Origin of the sequence: Nitrospira sp., assembly GCA_016873435.1 — a bacterium.
Lineage (GTDB): Bacteria > Nitrospirota > Nitrospiria > Nitrospirales > Nitrospiraceae > VGXF01.
The window spans coordinates 1-16,360 of record VGXF01000013.1 but is presented as its reverse complement, the minus strand read 5'-3'; the positions used below and the strand labels follow the sequence as shown (position 1 = coordinate 16,360).

Sequence of the window (16,360 nt, the reverse complement as noted above, 5' to 3'; positions counted from 1 at the left end):
TGTGCCTATGCCGATCGCTTGGTGGATGTGACACCTCTGCGCCGCTGATATTTTTCCACTGCCCGGTTGTGCTCTGCAAGCGTTGCCGAGAATTGATGCGTCCCGTCGTTCCGCGATACAAAATACAGATTCGTGGTCGATGCCGGATAGAGCACGGCCTTGATCGAGCCTAATCCCGGATTGGCAATCGGGCCGGGCGGCAGGCCGCGCACACGATAGGTATTGTACGGGCTGGGAGAATCTAGATCCTGCTTCCGGATATTGCCATCAAAATGCTCTAAGCCGTAGATGACCGTCGGATCGCTCTGGAGAGGAATCCCTCGCTCAAGTCGATTATGAAACACTGAGGCGATCAGCGGTCGCTCCGACTCCAGCCCCGCCTCCTTTTCCACAATGGAGGCCAGGGTCAATACTTGATGCAGGCTCATATGAATCTCCTGCGTGCGCTGCGCTAACTCCGGCGTCACCACCGTGCGAAGACCCGCCACCATCTCTTTGAGAATGTCCTTCGGCTTGGTGCGCCGCGCGAACTTGTAGGTATTGGGGAACAGATAGCCCTCCAGGCTGGCGGCCTCAATTTCGAGCGAACGGATGAACGCTTTGTCGCGCGTCAGGCGAATGAATTCCTCCGGATCGGCCAGGCTTTTTTGCGCAACCACCTGCGCCATTTCCACGATAGTGTAGCCTTCCGGAATCGTGATCTGATGGAGCACGCCGCGACCGCTCAGAAACTCGTTCAAAATGTCGCGCGGCCGCATGCCAGCGTGGAGCGCATACTCGCCGGCCTTGAGGTGCCGGTCGGCTCCCGTGAACTTAGCCAGCAGCACAAACGCCAGCTCGCTCCGGATCAGCCGGTCCCGCTCCAACTTAGCCGCCAAATGGCGCAGCGTCATGCCGTCCGTGATTTCAACCACGACCGGCGCGGGCGCCGACGCACCAGTGGCCACAGACATCACGGGTCCAAGCAGCCACAGAGCGCCCAGGTAGGCCATCACGGCGCCGATCGCTAGCAGGCCGGCCAGTAATCCGCGCTGGAGTGATCGCCTCATCGGTCGGCGTCGGGAGGAAGGTCCTCGCCGGGTGTCGGCGCGGACAGATGTTCGAGGTAACTTTTTAAGAGCAGCGCCGCAGCCACGCGATCCACGACACCTTTTCGTTTCTTCCGGCTGACATCGGCAGCAATGAGCAGCTCTTCCGCCGATCGTGTGGTGAGCCTCTCGTCCCAAGCAATAATAGGTAGATCGATTACTTCCTGCAAGCGTTTGATGAACTCTTGGACTTGCTGCGCAGCCAGTCCAATCTGGCCGTCAAGCCGTACCGGTAATCCCACTACCACCGCCTTGACCTCATGCCGCGTGATTAAGTCCTTAATGTGCGCCAGATCGGCCGGCAGAGTCTTTCGCTCGTAGGTTTCGAGGGGCTGGGCCGTCCAGCCCAACTCATCGCTCAAGGCGACGCCGATGCGCTTGGTCCCAGGATCGAGGGCCAGGATTCTCTTACCGGACATGGTCAGGCGCCGGCAGTTCGGGCCACCAGCTCAAAGACTTTGCCCAACGCGACGGGCAGCCCCTCCGGATGCTTGCCGCCCGCTTGCGCCATTTCAGGGCGGCCGCCGCCTGTCCCACCGACCGCTGCCGCCATGTCCTTGATCAATTCACCGGCCTTCAGCATGGCCGTCAGGTCCTTCGTCACGACCACGAGGAGCGCCACTTTGTCATCTTTTACACCACCCAGCGCAATCACACCGCTCTTCAATTTGTCTCGAATCTGATCGGAGAGCGCTCGCAACTCACCGCCATCCATCCCATCCACGCGCTGCACATGGACCGTGACGCCCTTCACCTCGCGCACGTCGGCTTCGTCCTTGGCGCCACTAGCCATCTTGAGCTTTACCTGCTCCAGCTCGCGCTCCGTATCCTTCAACTGCTGGAGCAGCTTTTTCGTCTTTGCGGCGAGATCGGACGGCGATGCCTTGAGCAACTCGGACAGCTCGCGCATCTCACGCTCCAGTTGCCGCACCTGCATCAGTGCCCCGCTGCCCGTCACGCACTCAATACGTCGCACACCGGCCGCCACGCCCGTCTCCGAGACGAGGCGGAACAGGCCGATCTCGCCCGTATGCGCGCAGTGCGTCCCGCCGCAGAGTTCCTTGCTAAATGTATCCACCGTGACCACACGTACGTCGTTGCCATATTTGTCACCGAAAAAAGCCAGCGCGCCCGCTTGCACCGCGTCCTGAATCCCCATCACATCGGTGCGCACCGTTTGATTGCGGCGAATTTGCTCGTTGACCATGGTTTCGATGTCGTCAATGTCGCGGGCGGTTAGCGGCCGGAAATGCGCAAAGTCGAATCGAAGACGGCTGGGCGTCACGAGCGAGCCGTATTGCTTCACGTGCGGGCCGAGCAGTTCGCGCAGCGCCGCATGGACAAGATGCGTGGCCGTGTGGTTCCGCGCCGCATCCATTCGCGTCGTGGCGTTCACCGCGGCATGCACCGTTTGCCCCACAGCGATCCGCCCGACTAGCACGACGCCCTTGTGCACGACCACCGCCGGCGCCGGCCGTGTCGTATCCTTGACGTCTATCCTGCCTTCTGAACCGGTGAGTAGGCCTTGATCGCCCGCCTGCCCGCCGCCTTCAGCGTAAAACGGCGTCACGTCCAGCACCAGCTCGATCTCGTCGCCCTGTGCCGCCTCGCGTACAACCTTATCGCCTTTCAATATCGCCTGAACGACCGCATCAGATTCCATGTGGTCGTAGCCCACGAACTGCGCAGCTTTCACTGTCTTGCCGAGTTCGGTCACACCGGGTTTCGCAGCTGCCACTTCGAAAGCTGCCGATTTGCGCGCTCGTTCCCGCTGATCCTCCAGCGCGCGTTGGAAGCCGGCCTCATCGAGTGTGATTTCCTGTTCGCGGCAGGCTTCAGCAATCAAGTCCATCGGAAAGCCGTAGGTGTCGTAGAGCTTGAACACCCGATCCCCGGACAGCACTTTCTGCGATGAGCCCCTGGCCTTCGCCACCATCTCGTTCAGAATTGGCAGCCCCTGATCAAGCGTGGCAATGAACCGTTCTTCTTCACCGCTCGTAACCTCAGTCACCGTTGCCGTTGCCTTCGACAGCTCGGGATAGGCCATCTTCATCTGCTCAACGACTGCACCGGTCAACTCGCCCAAAAAGGCTTCGGAGACGCCGAGGAGACGGCCATGCCGCGCCGCGCGGCGCAGAATGCGGCGCAGCACGTAGCCACGCCCCTCGTTGGACGGCAGAATTCCGTCAGCGATCATGAAGGTGATCGCGCGCAGATGATCAGCCACCACGCGCATGGACCGATCGTGCATGGCGTCCTTACCATAGTGATGATGGGTCCGCTGGCTGATCGCCGCAAGCAGCGGCTTGAAGAGATCACTGTCGTAGTTGCTGTAGACGCCCTGCGCCACCGCCGCTAACCGCTCCAATCCCATGCCCGTATCAATGCTCGGCTTGGGCAGCGGCTGGAGTTTTCCGTTCGCGTCTCGGTTGTACTGCATGAAGACCAGGTTCCAGATTTCGATGACGCGGTCGCCCGCACCGTTCGGCACGTCGTCGCCCGGGACGGAGGGCCCCTGGTCGTAATGGATTTCTGAGCAGGGCCCGCAGGGACCGGTGTCGGCCATCTGCCAGAAGTTGTCCTTCTCGCCACAGCGGACGATCCGCGCCGTCGGCACGCCGATTTTCTCCCACCACTTGAAGGCCTCGGCATCCTCGCGAAAGACCGTGACCCACATGCGATCTTTTGGCAACCCGACCGTGTTCGTCAGATAGTCCCAGCCATAAAAGATCGCCTCGGATTTGAAATAGTCACCGAAGGAAAAATTGCCAAGCATTTCAAAGAAGGTATGATGCCGCCGCGTGTAGCCGACATTTTCAAGATCGTTGTGCTTGCCGCCGGCGCGGACACACTTTTGCGCCGTGACCGCCCGCTTGTAGGGCCGACTCTCTTCGCCGAGGAAGACGCGCTTAAACTGGTTCATCCCCGCGTTGGTGAACAGGATGGTGGGGTCCGCCTGCGGGATCAGCGGCGAACTGGGCACGGGCTGATGTCCGTGGCCCTCGAAATACGTGATAAAGCCCTGGCGCAGCGAGGCGGCGTTCTTACTCATCGGTCGTCGTCCAACCCGAGCAGTTCGTCGATCAATTCTTCATCGAATCCGGCTTGCCGGAGCAGACCGGCCTTGCGCGCAAGCGTCAGCGGCGTGCCCCGCTGCTCGCGCTGCCGCAGAGCCCGTGTGGCCACCTCGCGCGGTGAGGTTTCCTTATAGACCGTCCTAACCGCGTCGGCAACGGCCGCCTGCAGAAACCCTTTGGATTCCAATTCCGCCTCCAACCGCGCCGGCCCCAGTGGGCGCCGCGCCAGCCGCCCCTGCGCCCACCGCAGGGCATACGTCCGGTCGTTGAGGTAGCCGCGCGACCGAAACTGGGCAAGAAGTTCACGGATACGTGCTGGCGGGGCGCCGCGACGGGTCAAGTAGGCAGACATCTGGGCTTCGGTTCGATCGTGCGCACCCAGATAGCGCAGCGCAGCCCGCTCAAATCGATCCTGCCGTGATTCAGACACGCGCCGGCGCCCGTCCGTTGCGTCAAGATCCTCGCCCTGCGTGTGCTTTCTTGCCCTCGCGCGGCTCGGGCGCCTTTTCCTCAGCGCGCTTGGCGGCGACCTGCCCCGGCACGCCGGCCAATTCGCGCAGCTTCGCTTCTACTTCCGTCGCTAGCGCCTGATTCGTGTCGAAGAGATCGCGCACCGCCTCACGTCCCTGCCCAATCCGCTCTCCCTTATAGGAGTACCAGGCGCCAGACTTGTCCAGCACCTTGCGGTCCACGCCCAGATCCACCAGCTCGCCGACCTTCGAAATGCCCTTGGCAAACAGAATGTCAAATTCAGCTTGCTTGAACGGCGGCGCCATCTTGTTCTTCACGATTTTGACGCGGACGCGGTTACCGACCACGTCATTGCCGTCCTTAATGGACTCGATGCGGCGGATATCCAGCCGAACGGACGAATAGAACTTCAACGCGTTACCGCCGGTCGTCGTTTCCGGATTGCCAAACATGACGCCGAGTTTCATGCGAATCTGGTTAATAAAGATGACCGTTGTGTTCGACTTGGCGATCGCGGCCGTCAGCTTACGAAGCGCCTGCGACATGAGCCGTGCCTGAAGCCCCATGTGGGCGTCGCCCATCTCGCCTTCAATTTCAGCCCGCGGCACCAGTGCGGCGACCGAGTCCACCACGACCAGATCGATTGCGCCGCTGCGCACGAGTGTTTCGGTGATCTCCAGCGCCTGCTCGCCCGTGTCCGGCTGCGAAACCAGCAGATCGTCTGAATTGACGCCCAGCTTCTTGGCATAGACGAGGTCGAGCGCATGTTCCGCATCCACGAAGGCCGCCGTCCCGCCGGCTTTCTGCACTTCCGCCGTCGCGTGCAGTGTCAGCGTCGTCTTGCCAGAGGCTTCCGGACCGAAAATCTCCACCACGCGGCCGCGTGGCAGACCACCGATACCCAGCGCCAGATCCAAACCAAGCGACCCGGTTGAAATCGCCGGCACGTTGGCCGACGCCTCGGACGTGCCCAGCCGCATGATCGCGCCTTTGCCATACTGTTTTTCGATCTGCGAGAGCGCCAGATCCAGCGCCTTTTTCTTCTCGTCTTTTTCAGGCATGGGTGTCTCCCATAAATATGATCAGGCGGCCATTATACTGAACTGGCTGCATGGGCGCTACGCCTCTTTCAGCGTGGCCTCGCGCAGGCGCGTATAGACTGAGCCGGCAGGATTCAACTCGCTTCGCATAAGTGCAATGGAGCGGACCAGCAAGGGTCCCACTCGTGCCACCTGCTCGAGAAACTTACTGGCGGCCAGGGCCCGGCCAAGATCCCGCTGCCCTTCCTTCACGCGAGCTACGGTCAGATGTGGCGCAAAGGGTGTGCTGTTGGATGGAAATCCCAGCGGCGTTAGCGCGGACTCGATGGCCGCAGCCAGTTGTGCCAGTCGATCCACGGCCCCCTTGAGTCCGACCCAGACCACACGCGGTGCGCGGGCATCCGGAAACACGCCGGCGCCGCTGGCGTCCACCTCGAACGATGCCTGCTCGCGCGCAACACGTTCAAGCGCTTCTCCGATCATGGGCACCTGCACCTCCTTAATATCGCCGAGAAATTTCAGCGTCAGGTGCATAGACTCCGGCCTGACCCATTGCACTTTCACGGTGGGATTGATCGCAGAGGCCAGCTGCCCCCTGGCATGCGCTTGAACGATCGCGAGCGCACGACACAACTCATCTGGTAATTCAATCGCGATAAACGCCCGACTCATTTTTCACATCTCGCGGAGCGTATCTCGTCGGGCGTAAAGACACGCGAAGCAGGACTCCCCCTTGCGTCATGCTTCCTGCTTCATACTGAACGCCCCTACCTGTGCCACCGGCAACCACTGTCGCAATAAATTCAACGCCGCCTGCGCCGCGCGCAGCTTGATCACATCACGCGGACCGTGGAACCGAAACTCCTTGGCCAACACACCGGCACCGCCCGCATCGAGCCCGACATACACCAGCCCAACCGGTTTGAGTGACGTGGCGCCGCCGGGACCAGCAATGCCCGTTACGCTGAGTCCGACCCCGACGCCGCTGCGCTCACGCACGCCCTTAGCCATGGCGGCGGCCACTTCTGAGCTGACGGCACCGTGGCGCGTTAAAATAGCCTTCGGCACATCGAGCAGATCCAGCTTGGCTTGATTGCTGTAGCACACCAGCGACCGATCCAGATAAGCCGAGCTGCCGGCCACCTGTGTGAGCCGATGGCCGATCAAGCCCCCCGTGCAGGATTCCGCAATCGCAATCGTCATCTTGCGCGCCGCGAGCATCCGCCCGACGACATCCTCCATCGTCTCCGCCCCCTCGGCATAAATCAGCCCGCCCAGTTCCTTGCGGATCGCGTGAACAGCCTGCTCCAGCACTGCACCGGTCGAGGCTCCTCCGCAGGCCGTGAGCGTGATCGTCACACCAAGCGGCGACGCCAGCAGGCCGAGCCGGATGCCGTGCCGGATAGGCACGGCACTGTGCAGCCGGTCGTCCAGATCGGCTTCAAGAATACCGTAGGTCTGCAACGCACGGCGCTCTATGCGGTCTTTCGGACCGGATGAGCGCCGCGCTGCGATTATGGGCCCTGCTTCCTTCGCAAACATTTCCCTTGCTTCCGCCGGTACGCCTGGGAGCGCGATCAGCAGCGCCCCCTTCCATTTGACATAGAACCCCGGAGCCGACCCGACCGAATTGGTCAGTACCGTGGCCCCTGTTGGAATCAGGGCCTGGCGCATCTGCGACGCCGTGGGCGTGCGCCCCGAGGCTGCGAGCCACTGCGTCATGCTCTTGAACGCGACCGCATCGCGACGCAGCGGCCGGTGCATCACATCGGCAAGCGCCTCCCGCGTCTTGTCGTCTACGGTCGGACCGAGCCCGCCGGTGATCACCACAACAGCCGCGCGCTGCGCGGCCACGGTGATGACATCGGCAATATCCTTTTCGTCATCACCCACCGCGGTTTTCCAGCGCACTTCGACGCCCAGCGAGGCCAGTTCGTCCGTTAGAAACAACGAATTGGTATCCAGCCGACCGCCCAGCAGCAGTTCGGACCCGATGGCGACGATTTCCGCTTTCCGTAATGCCATGCCTACTCCGCAATCAGAGCCGATATCAGATCGCCCCACCCCTGTCAACGCCTTAGGTCCGCTGGTTGACAACCTCTCCAAGCTAGTGATAAAAAGTTTCGTTCTTATGCTGTCTTAAGTTGTCAGGAGGAGTCCCATGGGCGGCGAACAAACCCCACAAAAACGGCAATACGTCAACTTCCTCTTCTATAAAGTGGACCCGGCCTGGCGGCGGCTTCCTGAAGACGAACGCACCCGCGGCAAGCAGGAATTCATTCGCGTGGTGGAAGAATACAGCGGGAAGGTCATGGTCATCCCCTACACCACGGTTGGAATCCGCGGGGATTGCGATATCATGCTGTGGCGCATCAGCTACGAGCTGGAGTTGTTCCAGGAAATGGCCAGCCGCCTGCTGGCCACCGGCCTCGGCAAGTATCTGACCGCACCCTATTCCTATCTCTCGATGACCAAGCGGTCCATCTATGTGGACCATCACACGCATGAGGGACAGGAAAGCAAGCGGCTCACAATCATCCCGGGCAAGAGCAAATACATTTTCGTCTATCCGTTCCTGAAGACGCGCGAATGGTTCCTCCTTACCAAAGCAGCCCGACAGGGCATGATGGACGAGCATATCGAGATCGGCCACCGCTTCCCATCCGTTAAGCTAAATACGACGTACTCGTTCGGCCTCGACGATCAGGAATGGGTCGTGGCGTTCGAAAGCGACAAGCCGGAGGATTTTCTGGATCTCGTCCTGGCGCTGCGGGAGACGGAAGGTAGCCGGTACACCCTCCGCGACACGCCGATCTTCACCTGCATTCACAAGAGCGTCAAGGAAGTTCTCGACACGCTGGGCGGGTAAATCGTGCTCGGGGGCGCCACAAAAAGGCCGTTGTCATGAAATGCCCCAGGTGCACCGGCCTCCTCATCAAGGAAGACATCCGCGAGCAGAGCGGACGTTTCCAGGGCTGGCGCTGCATCCAGTGCGGTTTCCGACTTGACCCGTTGATCGTCCAGAACCGCACCTCGGCGCCGCCGAACCTTCCGAACGATGACGTTGAGGACACCACCCCACGAGCCGGCCGCGTTGTGCCACGCCTGCTATCCCGACGGACCAAACGCACCGCGGGGAAAGCCTGACTCCTCCAATGGAAGAAAAAAACTACCTCTATGCCTTTCGGCACAAGGATGGCAGCGTCACCCTGTATATTGACGAAGCCTACGCGGCGGAACGCGGTGCTGACCCCACGAAGCTGACTCGCGTGGAAATTCCCACTGACCTCTACATCAGCGGGACCGTTCAACAGGTCCGCGAATACGTCGCGACCTATCTGGAATCACAGGCAGCCAGTCGCACCCAGGCCTGATTCCTGTTTTGACCATGGCCATCACGCTCACGTCCGAGATCATCGAATCCACGATCAATGCTCTCCCCATTCAGGGTCGGATCATGCTCCGTCTCCTGCTGATCCAGTATCTAGACATTTCGCAGGAGGACATTGACTATATCGCCGCTGATCGGCCCGACCCGCGCTTCGTCTCAGGTGCCAAGCCGCTCGTACAGGTCGTGGCGAAAGAAACCATCGTGACCATCACGAATCGCGTGGCACAATATCGCAACCAGACGCGCCGCAAGCGTGAGCAACTCTGGCTGCAGAGCGAATGTCTTCGGAAGCAGATCACTTATGGCGAGGCCCTCTGCGCACAGACGGAGCGTTTGCTCAAGGACACGTTCAAGCTGACCGCCGATGAGATCGCCGCGCTGAAGGCTCAAGCGCGCGCGGCGCTCCCCAAGCCGGCCCTCCGCGAACTGGACCGGCACTGGGACAAGGGCGAGATTTCCGACGAGGACTACCGCCGGAAGCGCTTGGGCATCGTATACCAGACGGATTTGCGGAAGCTCGATCGTGAACGTAAGCGACTCGACTCCGTTCAGCGGGACTATGCCATCGCCTGTCACGCTCCGCTCCAGGACCATGAGCTGGGACATGTCTGGGGGATTCCGGCCGGCACGCTGGTGGCGCGGAAAGCAAAATTTCTCCATCAGTATCTGCAGGGCGCGCAGACGGCACTACAGGCCACAGCTGAGCCGTCTTTAGATCTCTGGAAGAAAACTCTTGCCGTATTGGCCTCGCGTCCGGTGGAGCGCTCCGTGGCGCCCTACGACGGCATGGACAAGACCGAAGCGGGATTGACCACCAATTTACAGACCTTCGCGCTTAAGACTATTGCGGAGGATTTAGAAAGCCGCGCCTGGCTGAACATCTCGCTGTCGCTGTTTGCCTTGCAGCGGCTGCTTGTCATCCAGTCTGAACGCGACATGGACCCCGACGCCCTCAACCAGGCCCTACTCCAGCGCGCTGCCCCGCCCTCAGTGGCACAACCAGACGCGGGCGTTGCCACGCAGCCAAGGCAAATCGACGACTGGCAGGAACACATTCTCCGAAGCATGAAGGGCGAGAACATACGCTGACCCCCCCCTTCGCGCAAAGCCATCGGTAGATACCCACACTAGTCGCATGCGACTCCTGAGGCTCAGCACGGTTCTGGTCAGTCTGTTGCTGGCCGCATCTCTCCAGGCCGTCACCCTGCTAGAGATGACGGAACTCCTCGCCCATCCCGATCAGTACGATAAACAGGCCGTCCGCGTCACGGGCCAAGTGACTGGGATTCAGACCGCTAGTAATCGCGAAGGCGAGTCGGCGTATGGTTTTCTCCTGAAATCCGCCCACGGCAGTATAAAGGTCACCGGCCTGGGGAGGGCACTTGTGCGCGAGGGGGAGCAAGTGATCGTGGAAGGCATCTTCAGCCGCCAGCGGCAGGGGGGCCGATCGACCGTCCTCAATGAAATCAAAGCTGAGGCCGTCCGCCCGCTCTCAAAACTGACTCCCGATCTCGTTGGCTGACCCCGTTCATTTCCTGCGCCCCCCTTACTTGACGCGCCGCAATCCTGCTTGGTACAACGACGTGCGTGGCGGTGTAGCTCAGTTGGTAGAGCAGCGGACTCATAAGCCGCGGGTCACCCGTTCGATCCGGGTCACCGCCACCAAATCACGTCAACGCCCTATCCGCGCATCGCTTCAAACACAGTGACGATCAATAGTTGACAATATTGCTTAATTTTATGTATAACACTAACATTATGAAATCCTGCTGGTACACCGCACTCGCTGCCGCGCTTCTCTCGCTTGCGCTGGCCACGGGGACACCGGCGTCGGCCTTCGACTGGACGCCGTCCGACGAGGAGATTCAGCACTACCGCCGAAGCTGGAATCCCTTTTCGGAAGGGCCCCTACTGATTCAATCTGTGGATATTCACCCGAAAGGTCAGCTCTCGGTCCGCCCGTTCGTGTTTTCACAGATCAGCGAGCACAGTTACGGCAATACGCTGTCGGCCCCCGGTAACCGCAAGAATGGCTCGTCACATTTGTATGCCATCTCCCCACTGGTGACCACCACCTACGGCCTCACCGATCATGTGGAACTGGGCGCCGCCACATCCTGGAACACCTTCTGGGCCAGGGACTCGCAGGGGGTCACCACCGGCCAGGGCGGCCCACTGACGACCAATACGGGATTGGGCGATCTGTCAATCATCCTGAAGTACCGACCGGTCGTACAGGACCCGGACAGCGCGCGGCCATCCTTCACCAACTACAATCAACTGGTACTACCGACTGGACGGTGGGTAACCGGCACGGAACGTCCACCCGGAGGACTTGCGCCACTGGGACGGCTGCCCGCAACGCGATTCGGGGAACTGGCATTCACCGAAGGGCTGACCTTTCGCAAAAATAACCAGCCTTACCGGATCAGCGGGGGGATCTATTACACCTTTTCGGCCCCCGGCAGCGACGCCGGACAGACGACCTACGTCGGCGATATCATTAATACCCGGCTGACCTACGAGCACTTCCTCGACGACAAGGAAGGTCTGGCGGTGAATATCGAACTCGCCACCGTCCACACCGCCACCTGGCGAGCAGATGGCCACTCCATCAATCGCGGCGCCCCGGGCGGATCGACCGTCGTTGGCATTGAGCCGGCAATTCAATGGCGTTTTTCAGATTCCATCGTGATGGGCGCCGGCGTGTTGTTCACCACGGCTGGCCAGAATGTTGCTGACGCCATCTACCCGAATTTTGCTATCCAGTGGTACTGGAATCAGGGCAAGAAAGTTATCATGCGGTAGTTGGCGCGGGCGCATCGCGCCGTGGTACCAGATGCACGGCACCCGCTTTCATCGAAGCCGTCACTGACAGTCCCTGCGCTAAACCCAAATCATCCACGGCTGCTCGGGTCACGACCGCCGACAACGGAAATCCGCAGTCCACACTGACCCGGACCAGCGCCCCCATGGACGCAATCTCCGTCACGCGCCCCCGCAGTTGATTTCGCGCACTGGTGGTCCCGCCGCCGTCACAAGCCAGCACCACGTCCTCCGCGCGAATACACACGAACACGTCGGGACCGACACTGACTTCCGCCAGTGCATGCAGCGTGACACCGGCCACATCCACTGTGGCAAGTCCATCCCGCGACTCACGTACGCGCCCCTCCAGCGCAGTTTCGATTCCGACGATGCGCACCACCTCTGCGTCCTTAGGCCGATTGAAGATCTCTTGCGGCGTGCCGGCCTGGAGCATCTGCCCGTCACCGATCACGACCATCCGATCGCCCAAGGCCAGCGCTTCGCCCCAATCGTGCGTGACGACGACCGACGGGATGGCCAGTTGTTTTAAGAGATGCCGCAGTTCGCCCTGCACCCGCGCGCGTGTTGGCGCATCCAGCGCTGAGAGGGGCTCATCCAATAAGAGCAGGTGCGGACGACGCGCGATGGCCCGCGCCAGCGCGACTCGCTGCTGCTGACCGCCCGACAACTGCGCTGGCTTCAAGGCTTCCATACTCTGCACCTTCAACAGCTCTAGCGTCTCCTTTACCCGCTTGGCTCGTTCGCCCGCTGGCAAATCCGCCAGCCCATAGGCCACATTCTCCGCAACAGTTTTGCCTGGAAACAGCGCGTAGTCCTGAAACATGCACCCCAAGCACCGCGCCTGCGGCGTCGTGTGCACTCCGGCCCGCCCGTCAAACCACGTCTCCCCGTTGAAGTGAATGTGCCCGTGGTCCGGCCGCTCCAGCCCGGCCAGGCAGCGTAAGATGGTCGTCTTGCCGGATCCCGACGGGCCGAAGAGAATGAGCACCGACGGCGGTGCCACGGGGAGCACAAGCTGCACGTCGAGCGTCAAGCGCCCGGGGAAGCACTTCCGAATGTCCACCGTCATTTCTGCGGCCATACCGCTCCCACTTTCCGGTTCATGGCGTACACGGACAGGAGAATGCCATAGGACACGACCAGCAGAAACACCGCGGTCTGTGCTGCGCCGGCATAATTCAAGGCCTGGACTTCGTCATAAATGTCGATGGAGACCGTCCGCGTCACACCCTCGATGTTGCCGCCGACCATGAGCACGACGCCGAACTCCCCCAGCGTATGCGCGAAACTCAGCACGACGCCCGTGACCACTCCGGCCGCTGACATCGGAAGAATGAGCTCGACGAAGGTCCGCAGCCGCGATGCGCCCAGTGTCCAGGAGGCCTCGATCAGACGGCGATCCACCTGATCGAAAGCGGCCGCGAAGGGCTGCACGGCAAACGGCAAGCTATAGAGAATGGACGCGATCAGCAGCCCCTCGAAGGTGAACGGCAGCGGATGGCCGGCCAGATTCGCATACAGGCGCCCGAACGGGCTGTCGGGCCCAATGGCAACGAGAATGTAAAACCCCAGCACCGTTGGCGGTAGCACCAACGGAAGCGCCACTACTGACTCGACCAGAAATTTCCATCGCCAGCGCGAGAAGCTGACCCAATAGGCGATCGGAAGGCCCAACACAACGAGGGCGCAGGCCGTCAGCGTTGCCAGCTTGAATGTCACTCCAATAGCAATCCAGTTCATGGCTTGGCCGCACCCGGGACGATAAATCCGTAGCGACGAAAAATCGCCTGGCCGTCCGGACTCTTGAGAAAGGCGAGCAACGCCTGGGCGCCATCCCGATTTGCCCCATTCTTGAGCACCACCGCCCCCTGCTCGAGAGTCGCATGGGCTGTCTGCGGAACTTCCCAATACCGGCCGGCACGCTGCATCGCCGGGGCCATGGCCAATGACAGTGCGATCAAGCCCACATCGGCTGCGCCGGAATGCACAAACTGCGCTGCTTGCGAAATGTTTTCACCCAGTACCAGCTTATCTTTCACCGCCTCGTAGAGTCCTTCGTGTTGCAACGCCTCCACCACCGCGCGCCCGTAGGGCGCGTGCTTGGGATTGGCAATAGCGATCTTTCGAATCGCGCTATCCGTCAGAATCGGTAGCCCCCCCTCCGGAGACGGCAGCCCCGTGCGATGCGGCACCCAGAGAACCAGCCGCCCGATCGCATAGCGATGCAGCGTGCCCGGCAGCGTCAAGCCTCCCTCCGCCAGCATCTGCGGATAGCGGACGTCGGCGGACAAAAACAGATCGAAAGGGGCGCCATTCTGAATCTGCGAATAAAAATTGCCCGACGAGCCCAGTGAGAGTTTTACGTGTATCCCGCTCTGCCGCTCAAAGACGGCCGCCGCCTCCTTCAAGGCGAAACTCAAGTCAGCCGCCGCCGCCACGGTGATTTCACCCGCCTGGGCCGATCCGGTCCAGCAGGCCACGGCACACACGATACTGGCTATGAGCGACTTCATACGGAACCCCGCTAGGGCATGATGGCTTTGTTGCCCTGATTCCAGAACCACCGGAAGGCGAAATTCGGGTAGATAGCATCGGCCGTGTTTTGTCCGGCAACCGTCACAAGCACCCCGGCCGCGGCCACCCACGAGTCGGACAGCCGCCACTGAATGGCTGGCTCGATACCAATGACCGTTGAACCATGCAGCGATCCCTTGTTCACGGTATGCCCGTCAGCTCGCCAGGTGGCGGTATGCACAGTGGTGAATTCAAGGTTGTAGGCAAAGCCTTTTTCGTCGTCGAGGAAATGTTCGAATGATAGGCGCGTATTGATCGTGTCACCGACATAAGTCGTCTGCCCGGCGTCGCTCCCCGGTGTGGCGTAACTGTAAAACACGCCTCCGCTCACACGAAATGGGCGGACGTTTTTTCGGAAGGTCACTCCTTCCGTCAGACTTAACTCGCCAAAACGCGTGGCCGGCAGGCGCCCCAAAGGTGCAAAGCCGCCCGGCGGACGTTCCGTGCCGGTCACCCACCGGCTGGTCGGGAGCACGAGCTGCTGGTAGAGCGTGATCGATGGGCGCGAAGTGTCCGGATCCTGCACGAGCGGCCGATACTTCATCTGCACTGAAAAATCGCCCATCCCGGTGTCCGTGTTCCACGGGCCACCCCGCCCCTGGTTGAACGCAGACGAATCCTTGGTCCAGAAGCTTTGTAGCGATGTGGCCACTCCTACTTCAAAGTGATCCGACACGCCATAGGTCAACACCGCCAGCGGCGACACCGAATAAGTATGCGCCGTCCCGCTCGTCCGGTTGTCCGGGAGCGACAGCTTGTTTCCGTATTGTTTTTCGCTGATCTGGGAAAACAGAAAGGGCCGTATGGACAACTGCCCCTTTGGATGGATATCCACGGATTGAATCAACAGTGGCCCCTCTGAAAGTGGATTCCAACTCGAGCGATACTTTCGGATCTCCTCATCGGTTGGCGTCCACTCAAACGCGCTGGCCGGTGCTAGCGAGAGCAGGCACACACTAACCACGGCACCAGTGATGCTCTGCCACCCCGTCACAGCGCCTGAATCTTTCCCGTGTCCCGCGTGCCGTATCCCCCCAGCGCTTCGATTTCCGTCCGAAACGGCCGGCTCACGATCGCATCCAGTAGCACCGCCAGCCCACGATGCGCTGATAGATAGGCCGTCGGCATGACCAGGTCATACCGCTCCTCCTGCAAGGGAATGAACTCGAGTCCAAACGGTGTCGCCGCCGATCGCACCCCGATGCCCACATCGGCGCGCCCCTCGGCAACCGTCCGCGCGACTTCCAGATGCGAACCGGCTAATGCGGCATAGCCCCTGACCTGCGCAGACTTCACACCCGCGGCTACTAGTTGACGATCGAGGAGCAGGCGTGCACCGGATCCCTCTTCGCGATTGACGAGCGTCACCTGCTTGCGGGCCAGCTCGGTTACGCGCCGGATGCGCTTGGGATTGCCATGTCGCACCAGCAGCCCCTGTTCCCAGGTGGCGAAGGTCACGACCGTGTAGTCTTTTTTGTTGAGATGCTGGCGCAGGTACGGCAGATTGCTCTCGCCTGATTTCGCATCCACGACATGCACGCCAGCGATGTGCACCTCGTGCCGCAGCAGCGCCTCCACTGCCGCCGCACTGCCCATTGTCCATCCCACGAGGGTCGCCTGCTCCTGACGTTTTCGTAGATGCTCCCCAACCAGAAAAATCGACGGGTCGCAGCCGGCCACCGCGATTTCGTTTTCCACGGCCCGGCGGTCCCGCAGCAGTTGTACCGTGACCTTGCCGCTTGCACTGCGTGCTTTGGACACGCCGGCCGGCGGTTTCACCATCAGTCCGTCCGCAGAGACCGTAAAATTCAACACGTCGCCCAGTTCCGCCACTGGACGGACCACCGTGCGATTCCCGATCCGGGCCACCTTGACACGGACACGCCCCGA

At 61.0% G+C, this 16,360-nt stretch carries 18 protein-coding genes and 1 tRNA gene; 7 read left to right on the top strand and 12 right to left on the bottom strand.

Translation table 11 applies throughout. The features are described from left to right. Positions 1 to 5: 5 nt before the first annotated feature. The 7 genes from mltG to FJ248_07730 all read right to left on the bottom strand — a co-directional run bounded on the left by mltG (position 6) and on the right by FJ248_07730 (position 7,701). Positions 6 to 1,049 (bottom strand): endolytic transglycosylase MltG, encoded by a 1,044-nt coding sequence (mltG, locus tag FJ248_07760; protein ID MBM4120775.1) that lies wholly within the window; start codon positions 1,047 to 1,049, stop codon positions 6 to 8. Next, the gene (ruvX, locus tag FJ248_07755) at positions 1,046 to 1,507 is read right to left on the bottom strand and encodes a Holliday junction resolvase RuvX (GenBank protein MBM4120774.1); all 462 of its coding nucleotides are present in this window, start codon (positions 1,505 to 1,507) and stop codon (positions 1,046 to 1,048) included. Before ruvX ends, mltG begins: the two co-directional genes overlap by 4 nt. A 2-nt stretch (positions 1,508 to 1,509) precedes the next feature. Then, positions 1,510 to 4,140 (bottom strand): alanine--tRNA ligase, encoded by a 2,631-nt coding sequence (gene alaS, locus FJ248_07750; GenBank protein MBM4120773.1) that lies wholly within the window; start codon positions 4,138 to 4,140, stop codon positions 1,510 to 1,512. Continuing rightward, positions 4,137 to 4,595, bottom strand: a complete 459-nt coding sequence (locus tag FJ248_07745) for a hypothetical protein (GenBank protein MBM4120772.1) — start codon at positions 4,593 to 4,595, stop codon at positions 4,137 to 4,139. Before FJ248_07745 ends, alaS begins: the two co-directional genes overlap by 4 nt. Positions 4,596 to 4,617: 22 nt before the next feature. Then, positions 4,618 to 5,697 carry a recombinase RecA gene (gene recA, locus FJ248_07740; protein ID MBM4120771.1) on the bottom strand — a complete coding sequence of 360 codons (1,080 nt, stop codon included), beginning with the start codon at positions 5,695 to 5,697 and terminating at the stop codon, positions 4,618 to 4,620. Positions 5,698 to 5,754: 57 nt separating this feature from the next. Continuing rightward, positions 5,755 to 6,348: an RNA 2',3'-cyclic phosphodiesterase gene (gene thpR, locus FJ248_07735; GenBank protein MBM4120770.1), complete on the bottom strand. Its 594-nt coding sequence runs from the start codon at positions 6,346 to 6,348 to the stop codon at positions 5,755 to 5,757. 66 nt (positions 6,349 to 6,414) lie between these two features. Next, positions 6,415 to 7,701: a competence/damage-inducible protein A gene (locus FJ248_07730; GenBank protein MBM4120769.1), complete on the bottom strand. Its 1,287-nt coding sequence runs from the start codon at positions 7,699 to 7,701 to the stop codon at positions 6,415 to 6,417. 136 nt (positions 7,702 to 7,837) lie between these two features. Here FJ248_07730 and FJ248_07725 point away from each other — a divergent pair, with 136 nt between their 5' ends. The 7 genes from FJ248_07725 (at position 7,838) to FJ248_07695 (ending at position 11,875) form a co-directional block, all read left to right on the top strand. Further along, positions 7,838 to 8,545, top strand: a complete 708-nt coding sequence (locus FJ248_07725) for a chlorite dismutase family protein (protein MBM4120768.1) — start codon at positions 7,838 to 7,840, stop codon at positions 8,543 to 8,545. A gap of 35 nt (positions 8,546 to 8,580) precedes the next feature. Then, entirely contained in the window at positions 8,581 to 8,823 is a 243-nt protein-coding gene (locus FJ248_07720) for a hypothetical protein (GenBank protein MBM4120767.1), read from the top strand. 8 nt (positions 8,824 to 8,831) lie between these two features. After that, positions 8,832 to 9,050 (top strand): hypothetical protein, encoded by a 219-nt coding sequence (locus FJ248_07715; protein MBM4120766.1) that lies wholly within the window; start codon positions 8,832 to 8,834, stop codon positions 9,048 to 9,050. Between the two features lie 14 nt (positions 9,051 to 9,064). Then, positions 9,065 to 10,156, top strand: a complete 1,092-nt coding sequence (locus FJ248_07710; GenBank protein ID MBM4120765.1) for a hypothetical protein — start codon at positions 9,065 to 9,067, stop codon at positions 10,154 to 10,156. Positions 10,157 to 10,202: 46 nt separating this feature from the next. Beyond that, the gene (locus FJ248_07705; GenBank protein MBM4120764.1) at positions 10,203 to 10,589 is read left to right on the top strand and encodes a hypothetical protein; all 387 of its coding nucleotides are present in this window, start codon (positions 10,203 to 10,205) and stop codon (positions 10,587 to 10,589) included. 67 nt (positions 10,590 to 10,656) lie between these two features. After that, positions 10,657 to 10,732, top strand: a tRNA-Met gene (locus FJ248_07700). A gap of 93 nt (positions 10,733 to 10,825) precedes the next feature. Then, positions 10,826 to 11,875, top strand: a complete 1,050-nt coding sequence (locus FJ248_07695) for a hypothetical protein (protein MBM4120763.1) — start codon at positions 10,826 to 10,828, stop codon at positions 11,873 to 11,875. Here the strand turns inward: FJ248_07695 and FJ248_07690 are convergent. The 5 genes from FJ248_07690 to FJ248_07670 all read right to left on the bottom strand — a co-directional run. Next, positions 11,865 to 12,977 carry an ABC transporter ATP-binding protein gene (locus tag FJ248_07690; GenBank protein ID MBM4120762.1) on the bottom strand — a complete coding sequence of 371 codons (1,113 nt, stop codon included), beginning with the start codon at positions 12,975 to 12,977 and terminating at the stop codon, positions 11,865 to 11,867. The genes FJ248_07695 and FJ248_07690 overlap by 11 nt on opposite strands. Then, on the bottom strand, positions 12,962 to 13,636 hold the full coding sequence (modB, locus tag FJ248_07685) for a molybdate ABC transporter permease subunit (protein ID MBM4120761.1): 675 nt from the start codon (positions 13,634 to 13,636) through the stop codon (positions 12,962 to 12,964). Before modB ends, FJ248_07690 begins: the two co-directional genes overlap by 16 nt. After that, a complete protein-coding gene (modA, locus tag FJ248_07680; GenBank protein MBM4120760.1) occupies positions 13,633 to 14,409 on the bottom strand; it encodes a molybdate ABC transporter substrate-binding protein in 777 nt (258 codons plus the stop codon). Before modA ends, modB begins: the two co-directional genes overlap by 4 nt. Positions 14,410 to 14,420: 11 nt before the next feature. Further along, positions 14,421 to 15,464 carry a hypothetical protein gene (locus FJ248_07675; GenBank protein MBM4120759.1) on the bottom strand — a complete coding sequence of 348 codons (1,044 nt, stop codon included), beginning with the start codon at positions 15,462 to 15,464 and terminating at the stop codon, positions 14,421 to 14,423. Further along, positions 15,461 to 16,360 (bottom strand): XRE family transcriptional regulator (locus tag FJ248_07670; GenBank protein ID MBM4120758.1); only part of this gene is annotated, 900 nt, incomplete at its 5' end. The genes FJ248_07675 and FJ248_07670, both read right to left, overlap by 4 nt.

Bases quoted from the DNA above. Each gene is read 5' to 3' on its own strand.
- FJ248_07695 (MBM4120763.1), top strand. From the start codon at position 10,826: ATGAAATCCTGCTGGTACACCGCACTCGCTGCCGCGCTTCTCTCGCTT.
- FJ248_07705 (MBM4120764.1), top strand. From the start codon at position 10,203: ATGCGACTCCTGAGGCTCAGCACGGTTCTGGTCAGTCTGTTGCTGGCC.
- FJ248_07725 (MBM4120768.1), top strand. From the start codon at position 7,838: ATGGGCGGCGAACAAACCCCACAAAAACGGCAATACGTCAACTTCCTC.
- alaS (MBM4120773.1), bottom strand. From the start codon at position 4,140: ATGAGTAAGAACGCCGCCTCGCTGCGCCAGGGCTTTATCACGTATTTC.
- FJ248_07730 (MBM4120769.1), bottom strand. From the start codon at position 7,701: ATGGCATTACGGAAAGCGGAAATCGTCGCCATCGGGTCCGAACTGCTG.
- FJ248_07715 (MBM4120766.1), top strand. From the start codon at position 8,832: ATGGAAGAAAAAAACTACCTCTATGCCTTTCGGCACAAGGATGGCAGC.
- FJ248_07710 (MBM4120765.1), top strand. From the start codon at position 9,065: ATGGCCATCACGCTCACGTCCGAGATCATCGAATCCACGATCAATGCT.
- FJ248_07720 (MBM4120767.1), top strand. From the start codon at position 8,581: ATGAAATGCCCCAGGTGCACCGGCCTCCTCATCAAGGAAGACATCCGC.
- thpR (MBM4120770.1), bottom strand. From the start codon at position 6,348: ATGAGTCGGGCGTTTATCGCGATTGAATTACCAGATGAGTTGTGTCGT.
- mltG (MBM4120775.1), bottom strand. From the start codon at position 1,049: ATGAGGCGATCACTCCAGCGCGGATTACTGGCCGGCCTGCTAGCGATC.
- FJ248_07690 (MBM4120762.1), bottom strand. From the start codon at position 12,977: ATGGCCGCAGAAATGACGGTGGACATTCGGAAGTGCTTCCCCGGGCGC.
- recA (MBM4120771.1), bottom strand. From the start codon at position 5,697: ATGCCTGAAAAAGACGAGAAGAAAAAGGCGCTGGATCTGGCGCTCTCG.
- modA (MBM4120760.1), bottom strand. From the start codon at position 14,409: ATGAAGTCGCTCATAGCCAGTATCGTGTGTGCCGTGGCCTGCTGGACC.
- ruvX (MBM4120774.1), bottom strand. From the start codon at position 1,507: ATGTCCGGTAAGAGAATCCTGGCCCTCGATCCTGGGACCAAGCGCATC.
- modB (MBM4120761.1), bottom strand. From the start codon at position 13,636: ATGAACTGGATTGCTATTGGAGTGACATTCAAGCTGGCAACGCTGACG.